Consider the following 21080-nt stretch of genomic DNA (forward strand, 5'->3'; position numbering starts at 1 on the left):
TTATGACTCATAAGCGTCATCTAGACTGGATAATTCTACAATCCTATCCTGATATTTGCGATTGATTAAGGCTCTGATCCAATCCGCCTTATCCGTGGCTATTTCAAAACTCACTTCGCAATGGCTAGAATACTTGTCTTTATAGCCCAAGTAAGACACGCCCACAATATTGCATTCATTCCTGTTTAAAAAAGTTAATAAACCCGCTAAAACCGACTTTTTTTCGCCCAAATAAAACATCATTTTATAAATCGTTCGATCGCGCTTGTGCCATTCTATATAAACCATAGGCGCTTTAGCGTCCACTTCCGCTATCGCTTTTTTGCAAAATTTATGGTGTGCAACCGCCTTTGGATCTTTTAAATCCGTTACAATCGCAATGATTTCATCGCCGTATTTAGGATAACAACAATCATTCAACAACACCTGTTTGATTTCTAAAGCGTTGCTTGAACAAACGCTGAAATGTTCTAATTCCTTACACTGCCACTGCCGGTTTGGGGCTAAAAAATTCAAAACGCTGGTTTTAAAACCCAAATACCTTAAACCCCGAGTCCATAAACTCATCTCTTGGTATTCTAAAATCGCATCTTCTTTTAAAGAAAACACCTTATTTTCAATTTCTTCAGTGAGTTTGGCTAAATTTTCAAAGCTTTTCATCGCTTCTGTTAAGGTGGTCTCCACCCCACAATCTGTCAATTTTTCTTCAAAGTTTTTATAATCCTTTAAATCCACATCTTCAAAAACAGAGCGCCCAAAAAAAGTCGCTAAGATATTAATCATGCTCTTAGTGTCAATTTCTTTCAAGCGGTTTCTTCTTTGGATGCGTAAGTGGTTTTTAGCCTTAGAAGTTTTAAGCTGATCCATCCAAATGAAACGAGGTATTATTTTATCGCCTTTAATGATTTTAACCACATCCCCGCTTCTTAATTCCTGGTTGAGTAAGGCTTTTTTACTATTGATATAAGCGTCCGTGGCTTTATCGCCCAAATCGCTATGCACCATGTAAGCAAAATCTAAAGCAATCGCTCCCACCGGTAAGGTGTAAGTGTCCCCATGGGGCGAAAAAACGACAATATCTTCACGATACAAATCGTTCTTAGCGAGTTCGTAAAATTCCTTAGGGTCGTTTTTCAAATCGCTGTCATGGTATTTAAAATTTTGCAACCACCTCATGCCCTCATGGTGATCTTCATTATCCACGCCCCCGGCTTTATACTTCCAGTGGGCTGAATTACCATACTCCGCCCCCATATGCATATCAAAGGTGCGGATCTGCACTTCATAAACAGAAGATTCATCAAAAATGGTCGTGTGTATCGTCTTATAGCCATTTTCTTTGGGCAAAGCGATGTAATCTTTAAAACGAGAGACAATGGGTTTGAAATTCAAATGGATGATCCCTAAAACTTTATAGCAATCAATCGGGTTTTTCAATAAAATCCTAATGGCTAACAAGTCCAAAATTTCATCAATATTGACCGCCCCTTTTCGTTGCATCTTAAGATAGATAGAATAAGGGCGTTTCACCCTTGTAACGAGTTTAAAATCCGAATGGCTAAACCCGCTGTCAAAAAGTTTTTTTTCTAACTTGCTCGCAAAAGCGTTGAGTTTTAAGAGTAAAGATTGCTTGTTTTTGTGCAAATATTCCTTGATATTTTTATATTCTTCCGGATAAATATAATAAAAGCTCTTGTCTTCTAATTCATTTTTAATTGAAGACATGCCCAATCGGCTCGCTATGGGAGCATACACCGCTAGAGTTTCTTTAGAAATACGCACTTGCTTGTCATGAGGCAAGGCGTCTAAGGTGAGCATGTTGTGCAACCTGTCGCTAATCTTTACCACTAAGGCTCTTGGATCTTGTATCGCACTAATTAAAATCTTTCTAAAAGTGAGCGCTGAAACCACCATTCTGGGATCTTGAGAGCTCACTCCTAACTCTTCTTTCCTGATTTCAGTGATTTTGGTGAGTGCATCCACTAAATTAGCCACATCTTGCCCAAATTCTCGCTCAATCGTTTCAATCTTGCAAGGCGTGTCTTCTACCACATCATGCAAAAGTGCAGCGCACACCATCGCCTCATCGCCCCCACAAAACGCCACCACGCTCGCCACACAAATAGGATGGACAATATAAGGCTCACCGCTTTTTCTGTATTGCCCCTTATGGCTTTTAGTCGCTAAATTTAGGGCGTTTTCAATTTTGGGCGTGAAATCAATTAAAGTCCTTAAGATTTCAATGCCACCCTTTGGGGTCGTAACTTTTTTGATAACATCCAAAATCCGTAAGAATCCGATATCAACGGATTTATCAATTTCGTTCATCTATCCTGTCTATATCAATTTTCCCTTCAGCGATTTCTCTGATGGCAATATCCACTAATTTATGACGCTTGGGGTCCATGTTCACTAAAGTTTTGGCTCCAGCGTTTAATTGTTTCACCCGAGCGAAAACTAAATTATCTAGCATGTAGCGGTCGTTCCCAATATTTTTTAAGGCTTGAGCGACTAAACTCTCTGTTCTCTCTTTTTTCAAACTGATCCTTCTTATTTTGAGTTCTATCCAATTTTAAAGGGCTTATTTTACCATAGAAAACACGCCTTGTTGGTGCTTAATCACCTGCAACAAATTCCCTTTTTTGAACATGTTACACACCACAATAGGGAGCTTATTGTCTTTAGCTAAAGAAATAGCGGTATCGTCCATCACTTCAATATCCCCTATCAAGGCATCGTTATAGCTTAAAGTGTCTAATTTTTTAGCGTCTTTAAACTTGTTAGGGTCTTTGTCATAAATGCCATCCACTTTAGTCGCTTTAATGATTAGATCCGATCCAATTTCAATCGCTCTTAAAGTGGCCGCCGTATCCGTAGTGAAAAACGGGTTTCCCGTGCCAGCGCCAAAAATCACCACCCTACCCTTTTCTAAATGCCTGATCGCTTTCCTGTAAATATAACTTTCACAAATTTCTTTAATTTCAATCGCGCTCTGCACCCTTGTGTCTAAGCCGATATGCTCTAAAGCTTCTTGCATCGCTACCGCATTAATCACGGTGGCTAACATGCCCATATAATCCCCACTGGTGCGCCTGATAATCCCCCCTTGAGCCGCGCTAACCCCCCTAATGATATTGCCTCCACCTATCACAATACCCACTTCAATATTGTTTTCCACTAAGCTTTTGATCTCTTTAGCGATGTGATCTAACACATGGATGTCAATCCCAAACTGGTTGTCCCCAGCTAACGCTTCCCCAGAAAATTTCACCAAAACCCGTTTGTTTTTTATCTTTGCTTGCATGATCCCTTCTTAATTAATTAATAAAATTTTAATAAAACTTGTGATTGTAACCTAATCTTGCTTAAAAACACTTTCTGGGTTTTTTAAGCCCCTGTTTTCAGTGAATCACTAAAAACGCTTGGGTTTTTGGATGCGTTTGAATAACAATTCACGATAGAACGCTTTAAGGCCTGATTGTTCCTTTTTGCCTAAAGTGTAGTAAATTTTTTGCAAGTAGTTTAGAATGTCTTGGCGTTTCAAGTTGGTTTTTAAAGCGGCTTCTTTAAGGATGTAGTAAGGGATTTTTGTTTTTTGATGTTTGAAAGCTAAAGACAAGCGCTTGTAAAAATCCTTGTTTTTATGGTAACACAAACGCCCAAAAACAAACGGCAAGCGTTTTTTTTCATACCAAAGAGCGGCTAAATCTATAAAATCTTTTTTAGGGTTGGAATAATAAAACTGCAGCGCTTTATTGCCGATTAACACTTCGCCTTTTAACCCTAGAACTTGAGAGAGGGCGTTTGAAGAAGCGCTTTCTTTGTCAAAAGCGTTTTTTGTATCCACAACCAACACGCTTAAAACTTCCTTATAAGCGACAATGCCTAGAGAATAGGAATGGAGAGCGAATGAATAGCCGGCGATAGAAGAAATAAACCCCGCATCAATACGCCTGAACAAAAAACTCCTATTAAGCTTGGAAGGGTAGGTTTTTTTAAGCCGTAAAAATTGTTTGAAATAACAAGGGGTGGGGTAGGATTTGATAAACACATCAAAAGGGAGCATGTTCAAATAATCAATTTTACCAAAACGCACTTAAAATCCTTTTTTGTATCGCATGGTAGCTAAAGTTTCTTACAACTTAACTAAAAGTAAAAAGAGTTTTGTTATCATGGAGTAGTTTGTAATGCATTAGTGAGTAATACTATTTAAAAAGGAGAAATGATGAAAGATTTTTTAGAAGATTACAAAAAAAGCGTTTCAGAAAGAGAAAGTGAGGGTATCCCGCCACTCCCCTTAAGCGCTAAACAAGTGGAAGCGGTTGTTGAGATTTTGATGAAAGATCCCACAAACGCCGCTTTTGCTAAAGAATTACTCATTCATAGAGTAAGTCCTGGGGTTGATGAGGGGGCGAAAGTCAAAGCAGAATTTTTAGCCAAATTGTCCCAAAAAAAACTAGAATGCACGCACATTAGCGCTTTAGAAGCGACCACTCTTTTAGGCACGATGCTTGGAGGCTATAATGTAGAGCCTTTGATTGTGGGCTTAGAGAGTCAAGACAAAAACATCGCTAAAGAGAGCGCGAAAGCTTTAAAAACCACTCTTTTAGTCTATGGATCGTTTGATAAAATCGCTGCAATGAGTAAAACTAACGCTTTGGCTAAAGAAGTGCTAGAGTCTTGGGCGAATGCAGAATGGTTTTTGAATAAAGAGCCTTTGAATGAATGCATTGAAGCGTGCGTGCTTAAAATTGATGGCGAAACCAATACCGATGATTTAAGCCCAGCGAGCGATGCTTTCACACGAAGCGATATTCCTTTGCATGCCAAAGCCATGCTAAAAAACCGGATTGAAAATTACGAACAACGCATTGAAGCTATTAAAACTAAAGGCGTTCCTGTAGCGTATGTGGGCGATGTGGTAGGCACAGGAAGCTCTAGAAAAAGCGCGACAAACTCTATCATGTGGCATTTTGGTAAGGACATTCCTTTTGTGCCTAATAAAAGGAGTGGGGGCATTGTGATTGGGGGGGTGATCGCTCCGATTTTCTTTGCGACTTGTGAAGATAGTGGGGCGTTACCCATTGTGGCCGATGTTAAGGATTTAAAAGAGGGCGACACCATTAAAATTTACCCTTATAAAGGTGAAATCACGCTCAATGATAAGGTGGTTAGCACCTTTAAACTAGAGCCTGAAACTTTATTAGATGAAGTTAGGGCTTCTGGGCGTATCCCTTTAATCATTGGTAGGGGTTTGACGAATAAAGCGCGTAAATTCTTAGGGCTAGGCGAATCTGAAGCGTTTAAAAAGCCAGCCGCTCCTAAAAGCGACGCTAAAGGCTACACTTTAGCCCAAAAAATTGTAGGCCATGCTTGTGGGGTAAAAGGGATCTTGCCTGGGACTTATTGTGAGCCAAAGGTTACCACCGTGGGCAGTCAAGACACCACAGGGGCGATGACCAGAGATGAGGTTAAAGAATTAGCGAGTTTGAAATTTGATGCGCCTTTTGTGTTGCAGAGTTTTTGCCATACCGCCGCTTACCCAAAACCTAGCGATGTGAGTTTGCATGCGACCTTGCCTAGCTTTATCACCCAAAGAGGGGGCGTGGCGTTGCACCCGGGCGATGGCGTGATCCATACATGGCTGAACCGCATGGGATTGCCTGACACTTTAGGCACAGGGGGGGATAGCCACACTCGTTTCCCTTTAGGCATTAGTTTCCCGGCAGGGAGCGGGTTAGTCGCTTTTGCAGCCGTTACAGGCACGATGCCATTGAACATGCCAGAATCCGTGTTGGTGCGTTTTAAAGGGGAAATGAATCCTGGGATCACCTTAAGGGATTTAGTGAATGCGATCCCTTATTATGCGATTAAAAAAGGACTACTCACGGTGGAGAAAAAGGGTAAAATCAATGTCTTTAACGGGCGTATTTTAGAGATTGAAGGCTTGCCTGATATTAAAATGGAGCAGGCTTTTGAATTAAGCGATGCAAGTGCTGAAAGGAGTGCGGCTGCTTGCGTGGTGCGTTTGAATAAAGAGCCGATGATTGAATACTTGAAATCCAATATCAAGCTGATTGATGAGATGATTGCAAGCGGTTATGAAGACAAAGAGACTTTGAAAAAACGCAGAGATGCGATGCAAGCTTGGGTGGATAATCCGGTTCTCTTAGAGCCAGATAGTAACGCTCAATACGCCGCTATCATTGAAATTGATGTGGCAGAAATCACTGAGCCTATTTTGGCATGCCCTAATGACCCTGATGATGTCGCTACTTTGAGCGAAGTTTTAGCGGATACGACCGGCAAAAGACCGCACGCTATTGATGAAGTGTTTATTGGATCTTGCATGACGAATATCGGGCATTTTAGAGCCTTTGGCGAAATCGTTAAAAACGCTCCTCCCAGTCAAGCACGCCTTTGGGTAGTGCCACCCAGTAAAATGGACGAACAAGAGCTGATTAATGAGGGCTATTATGCGATTTTTGGGGCTGCCGGGGCAAGGACTGAAGTCCCAGGCTGTAGCTTGTGCATGGGCAATCAAGCGAGAGTTAGGGATAATGCGGTTGTCTTTTCCACTTCCACGCGCAATTTTGATAATCGTATGGGCAGAGGGGCTAAAGTGTATTTAGGCAGCGCGGAGCTTGGGGCGGCGTGCGCTTTACTAGGGAGAATCCCCACTAAAGAAGAATACATGAATTTAGTGAGCGAAAAGCTAGAAAGCCAAAAAGACAAGATCTATCGCTACATGAACTTTAACTTAATGGAGAATTTTAGGCTCTAGTTTTATTTCCATTAAAAGGGGTGATCCCTTTTATTGAGCTATGACTGAGTGTTGAGAGAGGATAAAAAGGAGAGTGGCGATGAAAAAAATCGTTGTGAGTTGGTGTGTAGCGTTGGCTTTTTTAAACGCGGATCCAGTGCAAGCCAATAAAGCGATCAGCAATGCGGATTTGATTAAAGAGATAAGGGACTTGAAAAAAATCATCAGCACGCAAAACACTGAGATCAACAATTTAAGAAGAGTGCAAGAAGTCTTATCTGGGCAATTAGGGGACATGCGTAAGGATATATTAAGCACTAGAGATTATTGCATTAGCTTAAGGCCTTATATCTATAATTGGCGCTAGGGGATCATCAAAGCATGAAAGCATGCACCATTCAATGATGCAATCCTTTAATGGTTGAAAATTAAAGTTGGTGGGGGTTTGGTTTTCGCTTTGTGTCTTTGTAATGGGGATTTTACAGAGTTTGAGCGTCCAAGCGTGTTTATTCTCGCATGCTTTAGAAAAATCCTCTCAAGTTTTGTAGGGGTAAAATCAGTCCCCTTGTTAGGGTTAATTATCCTATAATAATAAAATTTTAGGAAATTCATTTTAAAGATATTAAAAAATGCCATACGCCTTAAGAAAAAGATTTTTCAAACGCCTTGCGCTGATTGTTTCCACTTTTTGCGCGATAAGCTTGAACGCTAAAAGCTATCTGTTTTCCCCTTTGCCCCCAGCGCACCAGCAAATCATTAAGACAGAGCCTTGCTCTTTGGAGTGCTTGAAAGACTTGATGCTGCAAAATCAAATTTTTTCTTTTGTGTCTCAATACGATGACAATAACCATGATGAGAGTCTAAAAACTTATTACAAGGACATCTTAAACAAACTCAACCCTGCATTCATCGCTTCTCAAACTCCAGCTAAAGAAAGCTATGAGCCTAAGATTGAATTAGCGATTTTACTGCCTAAAAAGGTGGTGGGCCGTTATGCCATTTCGGTGATGAACACCCTTTTAGCGTATTTGAACACCAGAAACAACGATTTTAATATCCAAGTCTTTGACAGCGACGAAGAGAGTCCTGAAAAATTAGAACAAACCTATAAAGAAATTGAAAAAGAAAAATTCCCTTTTGTGATAGCCTTATTGACTAAAGAGGGCGTGGAGAATTTGCTCCAAAACACGACGATTAGCACCCCTACTTATGTGCCTACGGTGAATAAAACGCAATTAGAAAATCATACCGATAATACCGAGCGTTCTTTAAACGAGCGTTTGTATTTTGGTGGGATTGATTATAAAGAACAATTAAGCATGCTCACGGCTTTCATTAGCCCTAATTCGCCCGTGATTGAATACGATGATGATGGCTTGATAGGCGAACGCTTGAGGCAAATCACGGAGTCTTTAAACATTGAAGTCAAACACCAAGAAAATATCTCTTACAAGCAAGCCACGAGCTTTTCTAAAAATTTTAGAAAAAACGATGCGTTTTTTAAAAATTCTATTTTGATTTTAAACACCCCCACCACTAAAAGCGGCCTGATCCTTTCTCAAATAGGGCTTTTAGAATATAAGCCCTTTAAAATCCTTTCCACGCAAATCAATTTCAACCCTTCCTTGCTCTTACTCACCCAGCCTAAAGACAGAAAAGATTTATTCATTGTCAATGCCTTGCAAAATAGCGATGAAACGCTTATAGAATACGCCTCCTTATTGGAGAGCGATTTAAGGCATGACTGGGTGAATTATTCTAGTGCAATAGGGCTAGAGGTGTTTTTAAACACGCTAGATCCGCATTTTAAAAAGTCTTTTCAAGAAAGTTTAGAAGACAATCAAGTCCGTTACCACAATCAAATCTATCAGGCTTTAGGGTATTCTTTTGAGCCGATAAAAAATGAAAGCGGAACAAAAAAAGAATAATATTTAGATAATTATTTGAATACTTTCATTTTTAATCGGTTTTTTAATAAAATTGGAATATGATACGAGCGAAAATTAAACAAAGGTTATTCTGTGTTAAAATTTCAAAAATTATCTCTATTGTTTGTTTCCATTCTTTACAATCAAAGCCCTTTATTGGCTTTTGATTATAAGTTTAGCGGGGTAGCGGAATCTTTTTCTAAAGTGGGGTTTAACCATTCCAAACTCAATTCCAAAGAAGGGATTTTCCCCACAGCCACTTTTGTAACCGCCACGATCAAGCTTCAAGTGGATTCCAATCTGCTCCCTAAAAACATTGAAAAACACAGCTTAAAAATAGGCGTTGGCGGGATTTTAGGAGCGCTCGCTTACGATTCTACCAAAACGCTCATAGACCAAGCGACTCATCAAGTCTATGGCTCAGAACTTTTTTTCTTCATAGGGCGTTGGTGGGGGTATTTAGGCGACGCTCCTTGGAAAGACTCCCGCATAGAATCTGACGCTCACACTCGTAATTATGTGCTGTATAATTCCTATTTGTTTTATTCTTATGGCGATAAATTCCACATCAAACTGGGGCGTTACCTTTCTAACATGGATTTTATGAGCGGTTATACAGAGGGTTTTGAATTAGAATACAAAATCAAACCTAAGGTGTCGTTAAAATGGTTCAGCTCTTTTGGGAGGGCTTTAGCTGCGGGGCAATGGATACGAGATTGGTATTCTCCTATTGTAACTGAAGACGACAGAAAAGATATTAATGATGGCATCCATGCGGTGCAACTCTATTTTTCTAGCAAACATGTTAAAGCCACGCCCTTTTTTTATTTTTCACCTAAAACTTACGAAGCGCCCGGGATTAAAATCCATATTGATAGCAACCCGAAATTTATAGGTTTAGGGTTGCGATCTCAAACCCTTATCAATGTGATTTTCCCCGTTTATGCTAAAGATTTATACGATGTGTATTGGCGTAACTCTAAGATTGGCGAATGGGGGGCATCGCTTTTAATCCACCAACGCTTTGACTACAACGAGTTTAACTTTGGCTTTGGTTATTACCAAAATTTTGGCAACGCTAACGCAAGGATTGGCTGGTATGGTAACCCGATCCCTTTTGATATAAGAAGTAACAGCATTTATGGTTTGGTTTTTAGTAACGCTGTTACCGCAGACTCTGTTAGCGGATATGTCTTTGGTGGAGGCGTGTATAGAGGGTTTTTATGGGGGATCTTAGGCAGATACACTTATGCCACCAGGGCGAGCGAAAGGTCCATTAACTTGAACTTGGGTTATAAATGGGGTTCTTTTGCTAGCGTTGATGTGAATTTAGCATACTATGCGGTGAGCATGCACAACGGCTATAAGGTTAATGATCTCACTAGCCCTTTTGATAAAGCCTTTAAGGCGAACACACAAGACAGAAGCAATCTCATGGTGAGTTTGAAATTCTTTTTTTAAACCCTATCAATTAGGCTTGGTGGAGTTGAGCCATTGTTTTTGGAAATTAATGGATTTTCTCAATTCGGCTTCTAACTGGGCTAAAACATCTTTTAAAGGCTTAACATCAATCAAATTGTCTTGCTTGAAGGAATCTAGCTGTTTGTCAATTTGCAAAGCGGCATCTAGCGCATCTTGGGGATCAACCGGATTGCCTAAAGCCTTTTTAATCGCTTCGCCGATTTCAATCGTTTCAGAACCTTGATGATCTTTTAAGTTAGGATTATTTTCTTTGTCCTTAGGCTTAGGCTCTAAAATCAAGCGCAAATGTTTGATTTTTTCATGCAAATCGTTAAGATCTTTTAAGTGATCGGTATTGCGCCCCCTATCCACCGCTTTTTCTAAAAGCTTATCGCTCAGGCTCACTAATTGATCGCTTAATTTCACGCTGTTAGCTTGAGCTTCTGTCACTTCATCAATATCAATCGCTGCTAAAGCGCTCACAAAATAAAAGGGCAACGCCCACCTTCTAAAACGAGAGAAAAACTTCTGCATTTACCTTCCTTAAATACGCTATAAAAATGATACTTTTTAATATGGTGGAGCTGTGGGGAATCGAACCCCAGTCCAAAAATCTTGTCCTAAACACAAACTTCTACAATGCTTAGAAAATTGGTTAGCTTTTTAGCCTTAAAACTAGCTCTGGTCCAACTTTCTAAAACCTTGAGGTAGTTTCAAGAGTTCTTGTTTCTTAGTTTAAAAGGCGAACCACCTTTTAAAAGCGTCTAGCTTAAGGTTATGGAGTGATTAAAACGCTAGAAATTCTAATCAGTCCAGCTCCAAAAGGAGATTAACTCACGCAGCTTTAGCGTAAGCTGGAGCGTAATCTGTGTTGTTTACAGTTATTTTTGTTGCTGTTTTACAAGTAGCACTTGGCATGCTATCTGCGCGACAAGAAATCTGTCGAAATCCAAGTCAGCCCCATGGTTTTCAAAAGCTTGGTTATTGTAACTAACTTTTATTAATGAGCGGCTAAATCATTGGCGCACAATATCAATGTTTTCATCTTTAGGCTTAAAGACAAAGATTTCATCAGCAATGGTGGGGTTAATTTCTGCTTGAGAAAAAGTGATCGTTACAAGATTGTTCATTCCATCTTTAAATTCCAGTGAAAAAGGCTTGCCGTCTTTAAAAACCAAACGATAAGTGGTTTTGTTGATAGTCGTTTGAAACGAGCCGTCATCTTGCTTTTTTAAGCGCTTGAGAATGGTGAAAAAATCCGTCTTGTCTTTTAAGGGCGTGATGGTCGCTTGAAACAAATTAGGCTCATAAATTACCACTTCTTTATCGTTCATGTAAATTTCTTTTTTTAAAGGCTTTTCATAAACCCATAAAGCCCAATTAGGGGCTTTAACCTTTAAAACCCCGTAATAAACTAAGGGCTTTTCATTTTTTAAAACCTGCTTGAAATGCGCGCTAAAACTTTGCAAATGCTGCAAAACCTCTTCTTCTTTAGAAAGCGTTGGAGGATTTTTAGCATGAGCAACGCTCATAAAAATTAAAACCATTACAATCTTTAAAAAAGCTTTCATTGTTCAAACCTTAAAACAATCTCTCATCTTTAATAAAACCCTTTATTTTACAAGACTTTTATTTTATCCATGCTAAAATGGGATTAAAAACTGACGCTTTAATAAAATAAATGAGATTGAAGCACTCTTAATAAGGTTATTACTACTATGATAAAAGCAATCATTGGAAAAATCATTGGCACCAGAAACGATCGTTGGATCAAACAATACAAAAAACAAGTCCTAACGATCAACGCCTTAGAGCCTGCTTATGAAAAAATGAGCGATGTTGAGCTGCAAAACGCTTTTGAAGAATTAAAAAAACGAGTGCGATCCACAGAAAAAGATTTGCAAGAAAAAACCCTTTTAGAAGTTTTACCAGAAAGCTTTGCTATCACTAGAGAAGCGAGCAAAAGGATCTTAAAGATGCGCCATTTTGATGTGCAACTCATTGGGGGCATGGTCTTAAACGATGGCAAAATCGCTGAAATGAAAACTGGGGAGGGTAAGACTTTAGTCGCTACTTTAGCGGTGGCTTTGAACGCTTTAAAGGGCGAGAGCGTGTATGTGGTAACGGTCAATGATTACCTAGCCCATAGGGACTCTAAAGAAATGGAGCCGTTGTATCAATTCTTAGGTTATAGCGTAGGCACGATCACCGCGAGCGTGCGAGATGATGATGAACGCTTAGAAATTTATTCTAAAGACATTGTTTATGGCACTAATAATGAATTTGGCTTTGATTATCTAAGGGATAACATGAAATATTCTTTAGAGCATAAGGTGCAAAAATCGCATGCGTTCGCTATTGTTGATGAGGTGGATTCCATTTTAATTGATGAAGCGAGAACCCCTTTAATCATTTCAGGGCCTGTGGATAGGCGCATGGAAAATTACAACAAGGCTGATGAAGTCGCTAAAAGCATGCAAGTGGAAACCGATTTCACCATAGACGAAAAAAACCGCGCGATTTTGATCACTGAAGAGGGGATTAAAAAAGCCGAAAACCTCTTTGGCGTGGATAATTTATACAAGATTGAAAACGCCGCCCTGTCGCACCATTTGGATCAAGCCTTAAAAGCGAATTATCTCTTTTTTATTGATAAAGATTATATTGTAGCCAATAATGAAGTGGTGATTGTAGATGAATTTACCGGCCGCTTGTCTGAGGGGAGGCGCTTTAGTGAGGGCTTACACCAGGCTTTAGAGGCTAAAGAGGGCGTGAGCATTAAAGAAGAGAGTCAAACCTTAGCCGATATTACTTTCCAAAATTATTTCAGGATGTTTTCTAAACTTTCAGGCATGACAGGCACGGCTCAAACCGAAGCCACAGAATTTTTAGAAATCTATAATTTAGAAGTGGTGTCTATCCCTACTAATCTAGCGATCAAGCGAAAAGATTTGAACGATTTGATCTATAAGAGTGAAAAAGAAAAATTTGACGCGGTGATCCTTAAAATTAAAGAATTGCACGATAAGGGACAGCCCGTTTTAGTCGGCACGGCCAGCATTGAAAAGAGTGAAACCTTGCACGCTTTACTCAAAAAAGAACGCATCCCTCACACCGTTTTAAACGCCAAGCAGCACACCAAAGAAGCTGAAATCATCAAAGACGCCGGGCTTAAAGGGGCGGTTACGATTGCGACTAACATGGCAGGGAGGGGCGTTGATATTAAGCTCACTGATGAAATTAAAGAGCTTGGGGGGTTATATATCATTGGCACTGAAAGGCATGAGAGCCGCAGGATTGACAACCAATTAAGGGGGCGGAGCGGACGCCAAGGCGATCCAGGAACAAGCCAATTTTATTTGAGTTTAGAAGACAATCTGTTACGCATTTTTGGGAGCGATAGGATTAAGGGGGTGATGGAAAAATTAGGGCTTAAAGACGGCGAACACATTGAATCCAAGCTCGTAACAAGAGCGGTGGAAAACGCACAAAAAAAAGTGGAGAATTTGCATTTTGAAAGCCGTAAGCATTTGTTAGAATACGATGATGTGGCTAATGAGCAACGAAAAAGCGTGTATAAATTTAGAGATGAGTTGTTAGATGTTAATTATGATATTGGCGCTAAAATCGCTGAAAACAGAGAGTACGCGCTCAATCAAATCTTTTCTAAACTCAAAGCCTTTGACCATCAAAACCTGTCTGAAGAGGAACTTTTAGGGCTTAAAAACGTCTTAAAAGAAGATTTTAACGCTCATGTTGCATTAGAAGATTTAAAAAAAGCCTCTCCTATTGAAGAATTTGTAGCTGAAAAATTAAAAAACGATTATGAAAACAAAATGAAAGTTTTGGATAGCGAACAAAGAAGCCGGATCGAGCGCATCGTGTATTTGCAGATTTTAGATAACGCATGGCGAGAGCACCTTTACACGATGGATAATCTCAAAACCGGTATTAATTTAAGAGGCTATAACCAAAAAGACCCCCTTGTAGAATACAAAAAAGAGAGTTATAACCTTTTCTTAGAACTCATTGAAGACATCAAAATGGAAGCGATCAAAACCTTTTCTAAGATCCAGTTTGAAAACGAGCAAGATTCTAGCGATGCGGAGCGTTATTTGGATAACTTTAGCGAAGAAAGAGAGCATGAGAGCGTAACTTACCGCCATGAAGAAACTTTAGATGAAGATTTGAATATGTCCATGAAAGCTTTTTCTAAAACCCCTAAAAGAAACGAGCCTTGCCCTTGTGGGAGCGGGAAAAAATATAAAGATTGTTGCGCTAAAAGCGGGCCTAAAAAGGGCTTATTTGCCAAATAGATCCTTAATCTTTTTCCTCATCAAGCGTTATTTGCGTTTTGATAAAAGCCAGCCTTTTATTAGCATCACCGCTTTGTTAGCCTTTTTTGGCGTGGCGGTTGGCGTGATGGTTTTGATTGTGGCTATGGCGATCATGAACGGCATGAGTAAGGAATTTGAAAAAAAGCTTTTTGTGATGAACTACCCCTTAACGCTCTATACCACAAGCCCTTATGGGATCAGCAAAGAAGTGGTTCAAGCTTTGGAAAAAAAGTTCCCTAATCTGCTTTTTAGCCCCTATTTGCAAACCCAAAGCCTAATCAAAAGCGCGCATTCCATGAATGGCGGCGTGGTGTTTGGGGTTGATTTTTCTAAAGAAAAACGCATCAATGAAGTTTTAAACGACGCTTTAAAAAACACCAATACAAACGATCTTTTTAAAAACCCTTTTAATTTGATCGTGGGGAAAAGCTTGAGATACAGCTTGAATTTAGATCTCAACCAAAAAGCCGATTTGTTTTTCACCGAATTAGAGCCAACAGGCCTAACTCTCTCCCCTATCATGAAGCGTTTTACCATAAAAGGTGATTTTGATTCAGGGCTAAAATCTTACGACATGAGCTACATGTATACCAGCCTTCAAGCCATAAGCGCGATCAGGAGGTTACCTTTAGGGCTTTATGATGGGGTGCATGTCTATTCTAAAACGCCCATGAAAGATATTGAAATTTTACGCAACGCTTTAAAAACCATCAACCACCATGGCATAGGCATTGAAGGGTGGTGGCAGCAAAACGGGAATTTTTTCTCGGCTATGGAATTGGAAAAAAGAGCGTTATTCATTGTGCTCATGCTCATTATTTTAATGGCGTCTTTGAATATCATTAGCTCGCTTTTAATGGTGGTGATGAACAGGCGTAAAGAAATCGCCCTACTCTTTAGCATGGGGAGCAGTCAAAAAGAAATCCAAAAAACCTTTTTTTATCTGGGCAATATCATTGGTTTAGGTGGTGTGGTGCTTGGAGTAGTTTTAGCGTTTATAAGCATGTATCTTTTAAGCGTGTTCCCTATCATTTCACTCCCGGCGGATGTCTATGGCATTAACACTTTGCCTTTAGATTTGTCTTTAATGGATTTTATGCTCACTCTCATAGGTTCTGTGATTATCGTAGCCCTTTCTTCTTATTACCCGTCTAAAAAAGCTTCTGCTATTGACGCTTTAAGCGTGTTAAGGAATGAATAAATTAAAAAATTAAATAATATTGAGATGAAATAAGGCTTTGAGTGTCTGTATTTGACTAACAAAGAAAAATTTTATTCTTAAAATTAAAAAAAACCATAATATTATGCTAGTATTAACGCACGACTTAGTTAAGAATTAACTTTGTAAGTCGGACTTCGTAGCAAAAAGGACGGAAGATGAACAGACTGATTAGATGTTTAAGATCTGTAAGAAAAAATTTTCTTTGAACGGTGTTGACTTACTCTATTTAGAATTTTTGGTTTATACTAAAGGTTAAACACATGAACTATAAAGTTGCATCTGCTAAAAATATCGCAACGCTTCTTTTTTTATTCTCTTCTCAAAGTGAAGCTCTTGATTTGGGTAAAATCGCTAAAATTAAAGCGGGTGCTGAAAGTTTCTCTAAAGTCGGTTTCAACAACAAACCTATCAACACTAATAAAGGGCTTTACCCTACCGAAACCTTTATGACGATTATGGCTTACATGCAAGTGGATTTTACGGAGCTTTTGCCCAAAAGCGCTACGGCTAACGGGCATCATTTAGACGGGAGCCTTGGGGGTTGGGGGGGTGCTGTAATTTATGATAGCACTAAGGATTTTATTAACGAAGTTACAGGGAAACCCTATGGGTCTATGGCTTGGAACTATGTGGGCTATTGGGGCGGTCTTGTAGGGCAAAAACCATGGGCAACTTGCGGGTTAGCCACAGGGAATTTAACCCAAGGCCAATACGATAAGATGACTCAGGCTGAAATGACGCAGTTATCCGATCAAGAAGCTTTAGCGGCTTCCACTTGCGCAAAAACTTATGCCGATCACACCAGAAACTATGTGATTTATAACGCTTACTTGCGCTACAACTACAAAGATATTTTTGAAATTAGGGGCGGGAGATACGAATCCCCAGCGGATTATATGAGTGGTTACAACCAAGGCTTGGATATGACCTTAAATTTAGGGAATTTCAAATTCTGGTGGTTTAGCTCTTTTGGCCGTGGTTTTGCCTATAACGAGTGGCTTTATAATTTCTATTCGCCTAAAACCTACACTCTTAAAAACGGGCAAACCATAAACCCTGGGGTGCATGCCTTTTACATCATTTGGAATTACAAGGGGTGGAGCATTCAGCCTTTCGTCTATTTTTCACCCTTTAACGAATACGACCCTAACTTTACGATCACTTATGATAGTAACCCCACTTTTACTGGCTTGGGGTTCCGCTCTCAAACCGATGTTACCGTGCTTAATCCTTTTTACGCTAAAAGCTTTTGGGACACCTATCAGTTTGGCATGCCAGCCGGCAAAAACGCGCACAGCTTGATGATCAAACAAAAGTTTGAATGGAATGAATACAATTTTGGTTTTGGGATTTATAAATCCTTTGGGAACGCTAACTGGATGATAGGCTACCATGGTAACCGCTTGGGCTTTGACTTTTGGACGAACAGCGTTTATGCAAACACCCTTAACTCTTTGTCTTACATGATGGACGCGAACGCTTTCACCGTGTTTGCCTTTGGCGGTGGGGTGCATAGGAAACTCCTTTGGGGCTTATTGGGGCGTTTGACTTATGGGCCTAGGGCGAACGAACAAGTCCTATCGCTCAACTTGGGCTATAAATTCACTAAAAATTTCTCAGCCGACATTAAATTTGAATATTATAATGTGTTGATGCATCAAGGCTATAAAATGGGGTGGAACGGGCCAAAATTAGACAGCCAGCCTGCCACTGATCAAGACAGGAGTCATATTTTTACCGAGATAGTGTGGAAGCTTTAAAACCCCTTTAATAAAACCCTTTAAGGGGTTGTTAAAACACCTAGCCATGAAACAGCCATTAAAAAAAACGCTTTATCGCCTGTTTTAGGGCTTGTTTTTAAAATTAGAATTTTAAACTTTTTTATTTTATTGTGCTATAGGTATTTTTGGCTTTGTGATACTAAAACTTTTTAAAATGAGGTTTTTTGTTTTTGTCATTTTAAAAATCATTTTTTAACTTCTTTATTTGGGGTTAGGGGTTTGAAGGTCAGTAGTTTTTCTCGGTAATATTCGTATTGCTTTTTTCGGGCTTCTATTTCAGCGGGGATACCGGCTAATAAATCGGTGGTTAGGGCTGAAAATTGATCCAAAATCTTAACGATCTCTTGTTGGATCTCTAGGGGTGGGATGGGGATGGTTATTTGCATAATATTATTACTAGAAATGCTATAAGGTATAGCGCTTCTATTTGAAATAGAATATAAATAATTTTGCATGTTTGTTAATACATAATAAAGGTATCTATTGATTAGGGTTTCGTTTGGAATGAGAGAAAAACAAACATCATTCGCCCAAAACTTTTGGTTTTGCCAATTGACAAATCCGGCTGTTCCATATTGAGCTATAGTGATTGTATTTTCCTCTCTGTTATATTCATTTAAATATCCCATAAATCCTATTCCACCAGATACAACGGGATATTTTCCTTTATCTAGTATTTCTTTTTTTGTAACCCTTTTACCTCTAATTATTTCACACACCTCCCCCAACTTCCTAAACCCCACCCCCTTAGGCGCTAAAGTATGGAGTAAGGTTTTCAAGCGTTTGGGGTAGGGTTTTGCGCTAATTTTTGCGTCTTTGCGATTTTGGTTAATATCATCAAAGTCTAAAAGCATGTTTTGGTAATACTCATATTGCTTTTTGCGTGCTTTTAATTCTGTGTTTAATTCTGTGTTTAATTCTGTGTTTAATTCTGTGAAAGCGTCCAAAACCTTAACGATCTCTTGTTGGATCTCTAGGGGTGGGATGGGGATGGTTATTTTTGAAAGTAATTGCTTTGAAACATTGAAGCGTGTTACACCATTAGCAACTTTTGAAATATTTTTCCTAAAATTGTAGTCTCTTAAAAAATGTTTAAGAAACGATGGATTAAATAAATTCTTATCAAAAAATCTAAAACCAAAACAAAAACTATTAAGATAAATATCTTCCTCAATCTTTTGAGTAACTACGCAAGACATCGCACAATCCTCTAAATTTTCAGATGAACCAGTAAAAAGCACATCGCCTAATTGAATTGTATTTTGTTTTTCTTTATCCCCTATTTGAACGCTTTCTAAAGCATTTAGATCTAATTGCGGATTATTAAAAACATTGATATAAGGAACATAAAATTTATTCCCTTGAGAGAAAGATTTTTTACTTTTTCCAACAAGTCCACCATAAAATTCCCCAATCTCCCCCAACTTCCTAAACTCCACCCCCTTAGGCGCTAGAGTGTGGAGGAGTCGCTCTATGTGGTTCATTTTGCCCCCCTTCTAAATGGCTAATGATAAATTCAAGGCTTTAAGCCCTCATCGCGCGCATGGAATTGGCTAAGGCTAAAAGCGTAACCCCCACATCGCCAAAGACCGCTTCCCACAAGCTCGCTACCCCCATAAGCCCTAGCACGATAAAAACGGCTTTAATCCCTAAAGCAAACAAGATATTTTGCCAAATAATGCTTTTCGTTTTTTTAGCGATCGCTAAAACTTTGACTAACGAATTTAAGGAGTCATTGGTGATCACAATGTCTGCGCTTTGCTTGCTCAACTCTGAGCCTTTCCCCATGCCAATCCCCACGTCAGCGCTCGCTAGAGTTGGAGCGTCATTGATGCCATCGCCTACAAAAATCGCCGGGGCTTTATAGCGTTCTTTAAAGGTTTTAAACACGCTCGTTTTTTCTTCAGGCAACAAGCTCGCATGATATTCACAGCCTAGAGCTTGAGCGATGCTTTCAGTCGCGCTTTTTCTGTCCCCGCTCAAAATGCAAAAATTTTCTATCCCTTGCGCTTTTAAATCCCTTAAGCACTCTATGGCGTCGTCTTTAATCTCATCGCTAATGACGATGTAGCCGATATAAGTTTGGTTAAAAGCCACATGCACGATCGTGCCGTTTTCTTTGGAAGGGCTGTGCGCGATATGGAATTGATCAAGCATTTTTTCATTCCCTGCGATGATTAGATCCGTATGGCATTGCGCTTTAACCCCCATCCCGCTCACTTCTTCGTAATTTTTAATGTCATGCTGGTGCTTATCGTCCTTTAGCATTTCTTCGCATGCTTTTTGAATGGATAAAGCGATCGGGTGCGTGGATAAAAGCTGCGAACAAGAAGCGTAATGCAAAACTTCTTCCTTAGAATGCCCGTTTTGCGGCACAATATCCGTTACTTTAAAAACGCCTTTAGTCAAAGTGCCGGTTTTATCAAAAGCGATGCTTTTAGCTTGGGTAAGCACCTCTAAAACATGCACGCCTTTCATTAAAATCCCCTTTCTACTCGCCGCTCCCACGCCCCCAAAATACCCTAAAGGCACAGAAATCACTAACGCACAAGGACAGCTCACCATTAAAGCCACAAGCCCCCTATAAATCCACTCATCAAAGCTCCCCATAGAAAACAAGGGCGGTAATACAGCGATCATTAAGGCAATGAATAAAACGCTTGGGGTGTAGTAGCGTGAAAATTTAGTGATAAATTTCTCTGTTTCGCTCTTTTCATTCGTGGCTTGTTGGACTAAATCCACCACTTTAGCGATAGAAGAATCTTTATACATTTTCTCTACTTGGATTTCAAGGACCGCTTTTAGATTCAAGCTCCCCCCTAACACTTTAGAACGTTCGCTGACATTAACAGGCATGGACTCCCCGCTCAACGCCCTTTCATCTAGCAAACTTTCGCCCTTAACTACCACGCCATCCACAGGCACTTTTTCGCCAACTTTCACCACCACGATGTCATTGACTCTTAAATCTTCAGGTGCAACGCTCACTAGATCATCGCCCTTTTTCAAATAAGCCAGATTAGGAGCGACATCCACTAAAGCCTTAAGGGATTTTTTAGAGCGAGCGATAGCGAGTTTTTGCAAAAATTCGCCCGCTGAATAAAACACCATAATAGACACGCTCTCTTCATAAGCCCCCACGCAAAAAGCCGCAATAGTCGCAATGAGCATGAGAGCGTTTTCATCAAAAAATTGCCCTTTTCTAAGCCCACGAAACGCCCCTAAAATCACATCTTTACCGCTCACTAGATACACTAAGGCTAGCACCACAAACACCGCTTTTTCAATCAAAGGGCTAGGATCTAGGTGTAAGATTAAAATCGCGCCCAAAAAAACAATGATCGTAGTGATGAGTGGGGTAAAACTCAAGGGCTTTTCTGTGGCCTCTTTAAAAGACAGGCTCAAATGCGGTTCATTCTGCTTGATAAAAGCCTTAACTTTTTCAAAATCGCTCGTATCCAAAAACAGCTTACTAGTGCTGAAATTGATTTGAGCCTTTTTCACATAGTCTAGTTTGTTTAAATCCCTTTCTAATTTAGACGCGCAATCAGGGCAATCCAAATTGTGAATGTGGTATTCTTGCATTTT

15 protein-coding genes and 1 other RNA gene are annotated in these 21080 nt (G+C 39.7%); 7 read left to right on the forward strand and 9 right to left on the reverse strand.

Annotated features, from left to right (window positions below; translation table 11 throughout):
• From EAL87_RS02990 to EAL87_RS03005, 4 genes are all read right to left on the reverse strand, one after another.
• Positions 1 to 2328 (reverse strand): RelA/SpoT family protein, encoded by a 2328-nt coding sequence (locus tag EAL87_RS02990; protein WP_120912925.1) that lies wholly within the window; start codon positions 2326 to 2328, stop codon positions 1 to 3.
• Positions 2315 to 2539: a DNA-directed RNA polymerase subunit omega gene (locus tag EAL87_RS02995; protein WP_000712202.1), complete on the reverse strand. Its 225-nt coding sequence runs from the start codon at positions 2537 to 2539 to the stop codon at positions 2315 to 2317. Before EAL87_RS02995 ends, EAL87_RS02990 begins: the two co-directional genes overlap by 14 nt.
• A gap of 42 nt (positions 2540 to 2581) precedes the next feature.
• Positions 2582 to 3304, reverse strand: a complete 723-nt coding sequence (gene pyrH / locus EAL87_RS03000; protein ID WP_001148061.1) for a UMP kinase — start codon at positions 3302 to 3304, stop codon at positions 2582 to 2584.
• Between the two features lie 108 nt (positions 3305 to 3412).
• Positions 3413 to 4096, reverse strand: a complete 684-nt coding sequence (locus EAL87_RS03005) for an MqnA/MqnD/SBP family protein (RefSeq protein WP_120912926.1) — start codon at positions 4094 to 4096, stop codon at positions 3413 to 3415.
• A gap of 129 nt (positions 4097 to 4225) precedes the next feature.
• Here EAL87_RS03005 and acnB point away from each other — a divergent pair, with 129 nt between their 5' ends.
• The 4 genes from acnB to hofE all read left to right on the forward strand — a co-directional run bounded on the left by acnB (position 4226) and on the right by hofE (position 10152).
• On the forward strand, positions 4226 to 6784 hold the full coding sequence (gene acnB / locus EAL87_RS03010) for a bifunctional aconitate hydratase 2/2-methylisocitrate dehydratase (protein WP_162972564.1): 2559 nt from the start codon (positions 4226 to 4228) through the stop codon (positions 6782 to 6784).
• Positions 6785 to 6863: 79 nt separating this feature from the next.
• Positions 6864 to 7130: a hypothetical protein gene (locus EAL87_RS03015; protein ID WP_162972566.1), complete on the forward strand. Its 267-nt coding sequence runs from the start codon at positions 6864 to 6866 to the stop codon at positions 7128 to 7130.
• A 262-nt stretch (positions 7131 to 7392) separates the two neighbouring features.
• Positions 7393 to 8691, forward strand: a complete 1299-nt coding sequence (locus EAL87_RS03025; RefSeq protein ID WP_120912930.1) for an IS701 family transposase — start codon at positions 7393 to 7395, stop codon at positions 8689 to 8691.
• A gap of 93 nt (positions 8692 to 8784) precedes the next feature.
• Positions 8785 to 10152, forward strand: coding sequence for an outer membrane beta-barrel protein HofE (gene hofE / locus EAL87_RS03030; protein WP_120912931.1), 1368 nt, complete (start codon positions 8785 to 8787; stop codon positions 10150 to 10152).
• Between the two features lie 6 nt (positions 10153 to 10158).
• Here hofE and EAL87_RS03035 read toward each other — a convergent pair whose 3' ends face one another.
• From EAL87_RS03035 to lolA, 3 genes are all read right to left on the reverse strand, one after another.
• Positions 10159 to 10686, reverse strand: coding sequence for a hypothetical protein (locus EAL87_RS03035; RefSeq protein ID WP_120912932.1), 528 nt, complete (start codon positions 10684 to 10686; stop codon positions 10159 to 10161).
• A gap of 42 nt (positions 10687 to 10728) precedes the next feature.
• Positions 10729 to 11114: a transfer-messenger RNA gene (gene ssrA, locus EAL87_RS03040) on the reverse strand.
• A gap of 54 nt (positions 11115 to 11168) precedes the next feature.
• Positions 11169 to 11723: a LolA-like outer membrane lipoprotein chaperone gene (gene lolA, locus EAL87_RS03045; protein WP_120912933.1), complete on the reverse strand. Its 555-nt coding sequence runs from the start codon at positions 11721 to 11723 to the stop codon at positions 11169 to 11171.
• Between the two features lie 147 nt (positions 11724 to 11870).
• Here lolA and secA point away from each other — a divergent pair, with 147 nt between their 5' ends.
• The 3 genes from secA to hofF all read left to right on the forward strand — a co-directional run bounded on the left by secA (position 11871) and on the right by hofF (position 17471).
• Positions 11871 to 14468 carry a preprotein translocase subunit SecA gene (secA, locus tag EAL87_RS03050; protein WP_120912934.1) on the forward strand — a complete coding sequence of 866 codons (2598 nt, stop codon included), beginning with the start codon at positions 11871 to 11873 and terminating at the stop codon, positions 14466 to 14468.
• Complete coding sequence (locus EAL87_RS03055) at positions 14458 to 15690, forward strand: ABC transporter permease (RefSeq protein WP_120912935.1); 1233 nt, start codon at positions 14458 to 14460, stop codon at positions 15688 to 15690. Before secA ends, EAL87_RS03055 begins: the two co-directional genes overlap by 11 nt.
• 281 nt (positions 15691 to 15971) lie before the next feature.
• Entirely contained in the window at positions 15972 to 17471 is a 1500-nt protein-coding gene (gene hofF, locus EAL87_RS03060; RefSeq protein WP_120912936.1) for an outer membrane beta-barrel protein HofF, read from the forward strand.
• A gap of 206 nt (positions 17472 to 17677) precedes the next feature.
• Here the strand turns inward: hofF and EAL87_RS03065 are convergent, their stop codons facing one another.
• Positions 17678 to 18976 (reverse strand): restriction endonuclease subunit S, encoded by a 1299-nt coding sequence (locus tag EAL87_RS03065; protein WP_120912937.1) that lies wholly within the window; start codon positions 18974 to 18976, stop codon positions 17678 to 17680.
• A gap of 40 nt (positions 18977 to 19016) precedes the next feature.
• Complete coding sequence (locus EAL87_RS03070) at positions 19017 to 21077, reverse strand: heavy metal translocating P-type ATPase (protein ID WP_120912938.1); 2061 nt, start codon at positions 21075 to 21077, stop codon at positions 19017 to 19019.
• Positions 21078 to 21080 lie beyond the last annotated feature (3 nt).

This window comes from Helicobacter pylori (genome assembly GCF_003636935.1).
Lineage (GTDB): Bacteria > Campylobacterota > Campylobacteria > Campylobacterales > Helicobacteraceae > Helicobacter > Helicobacter pylori_CH.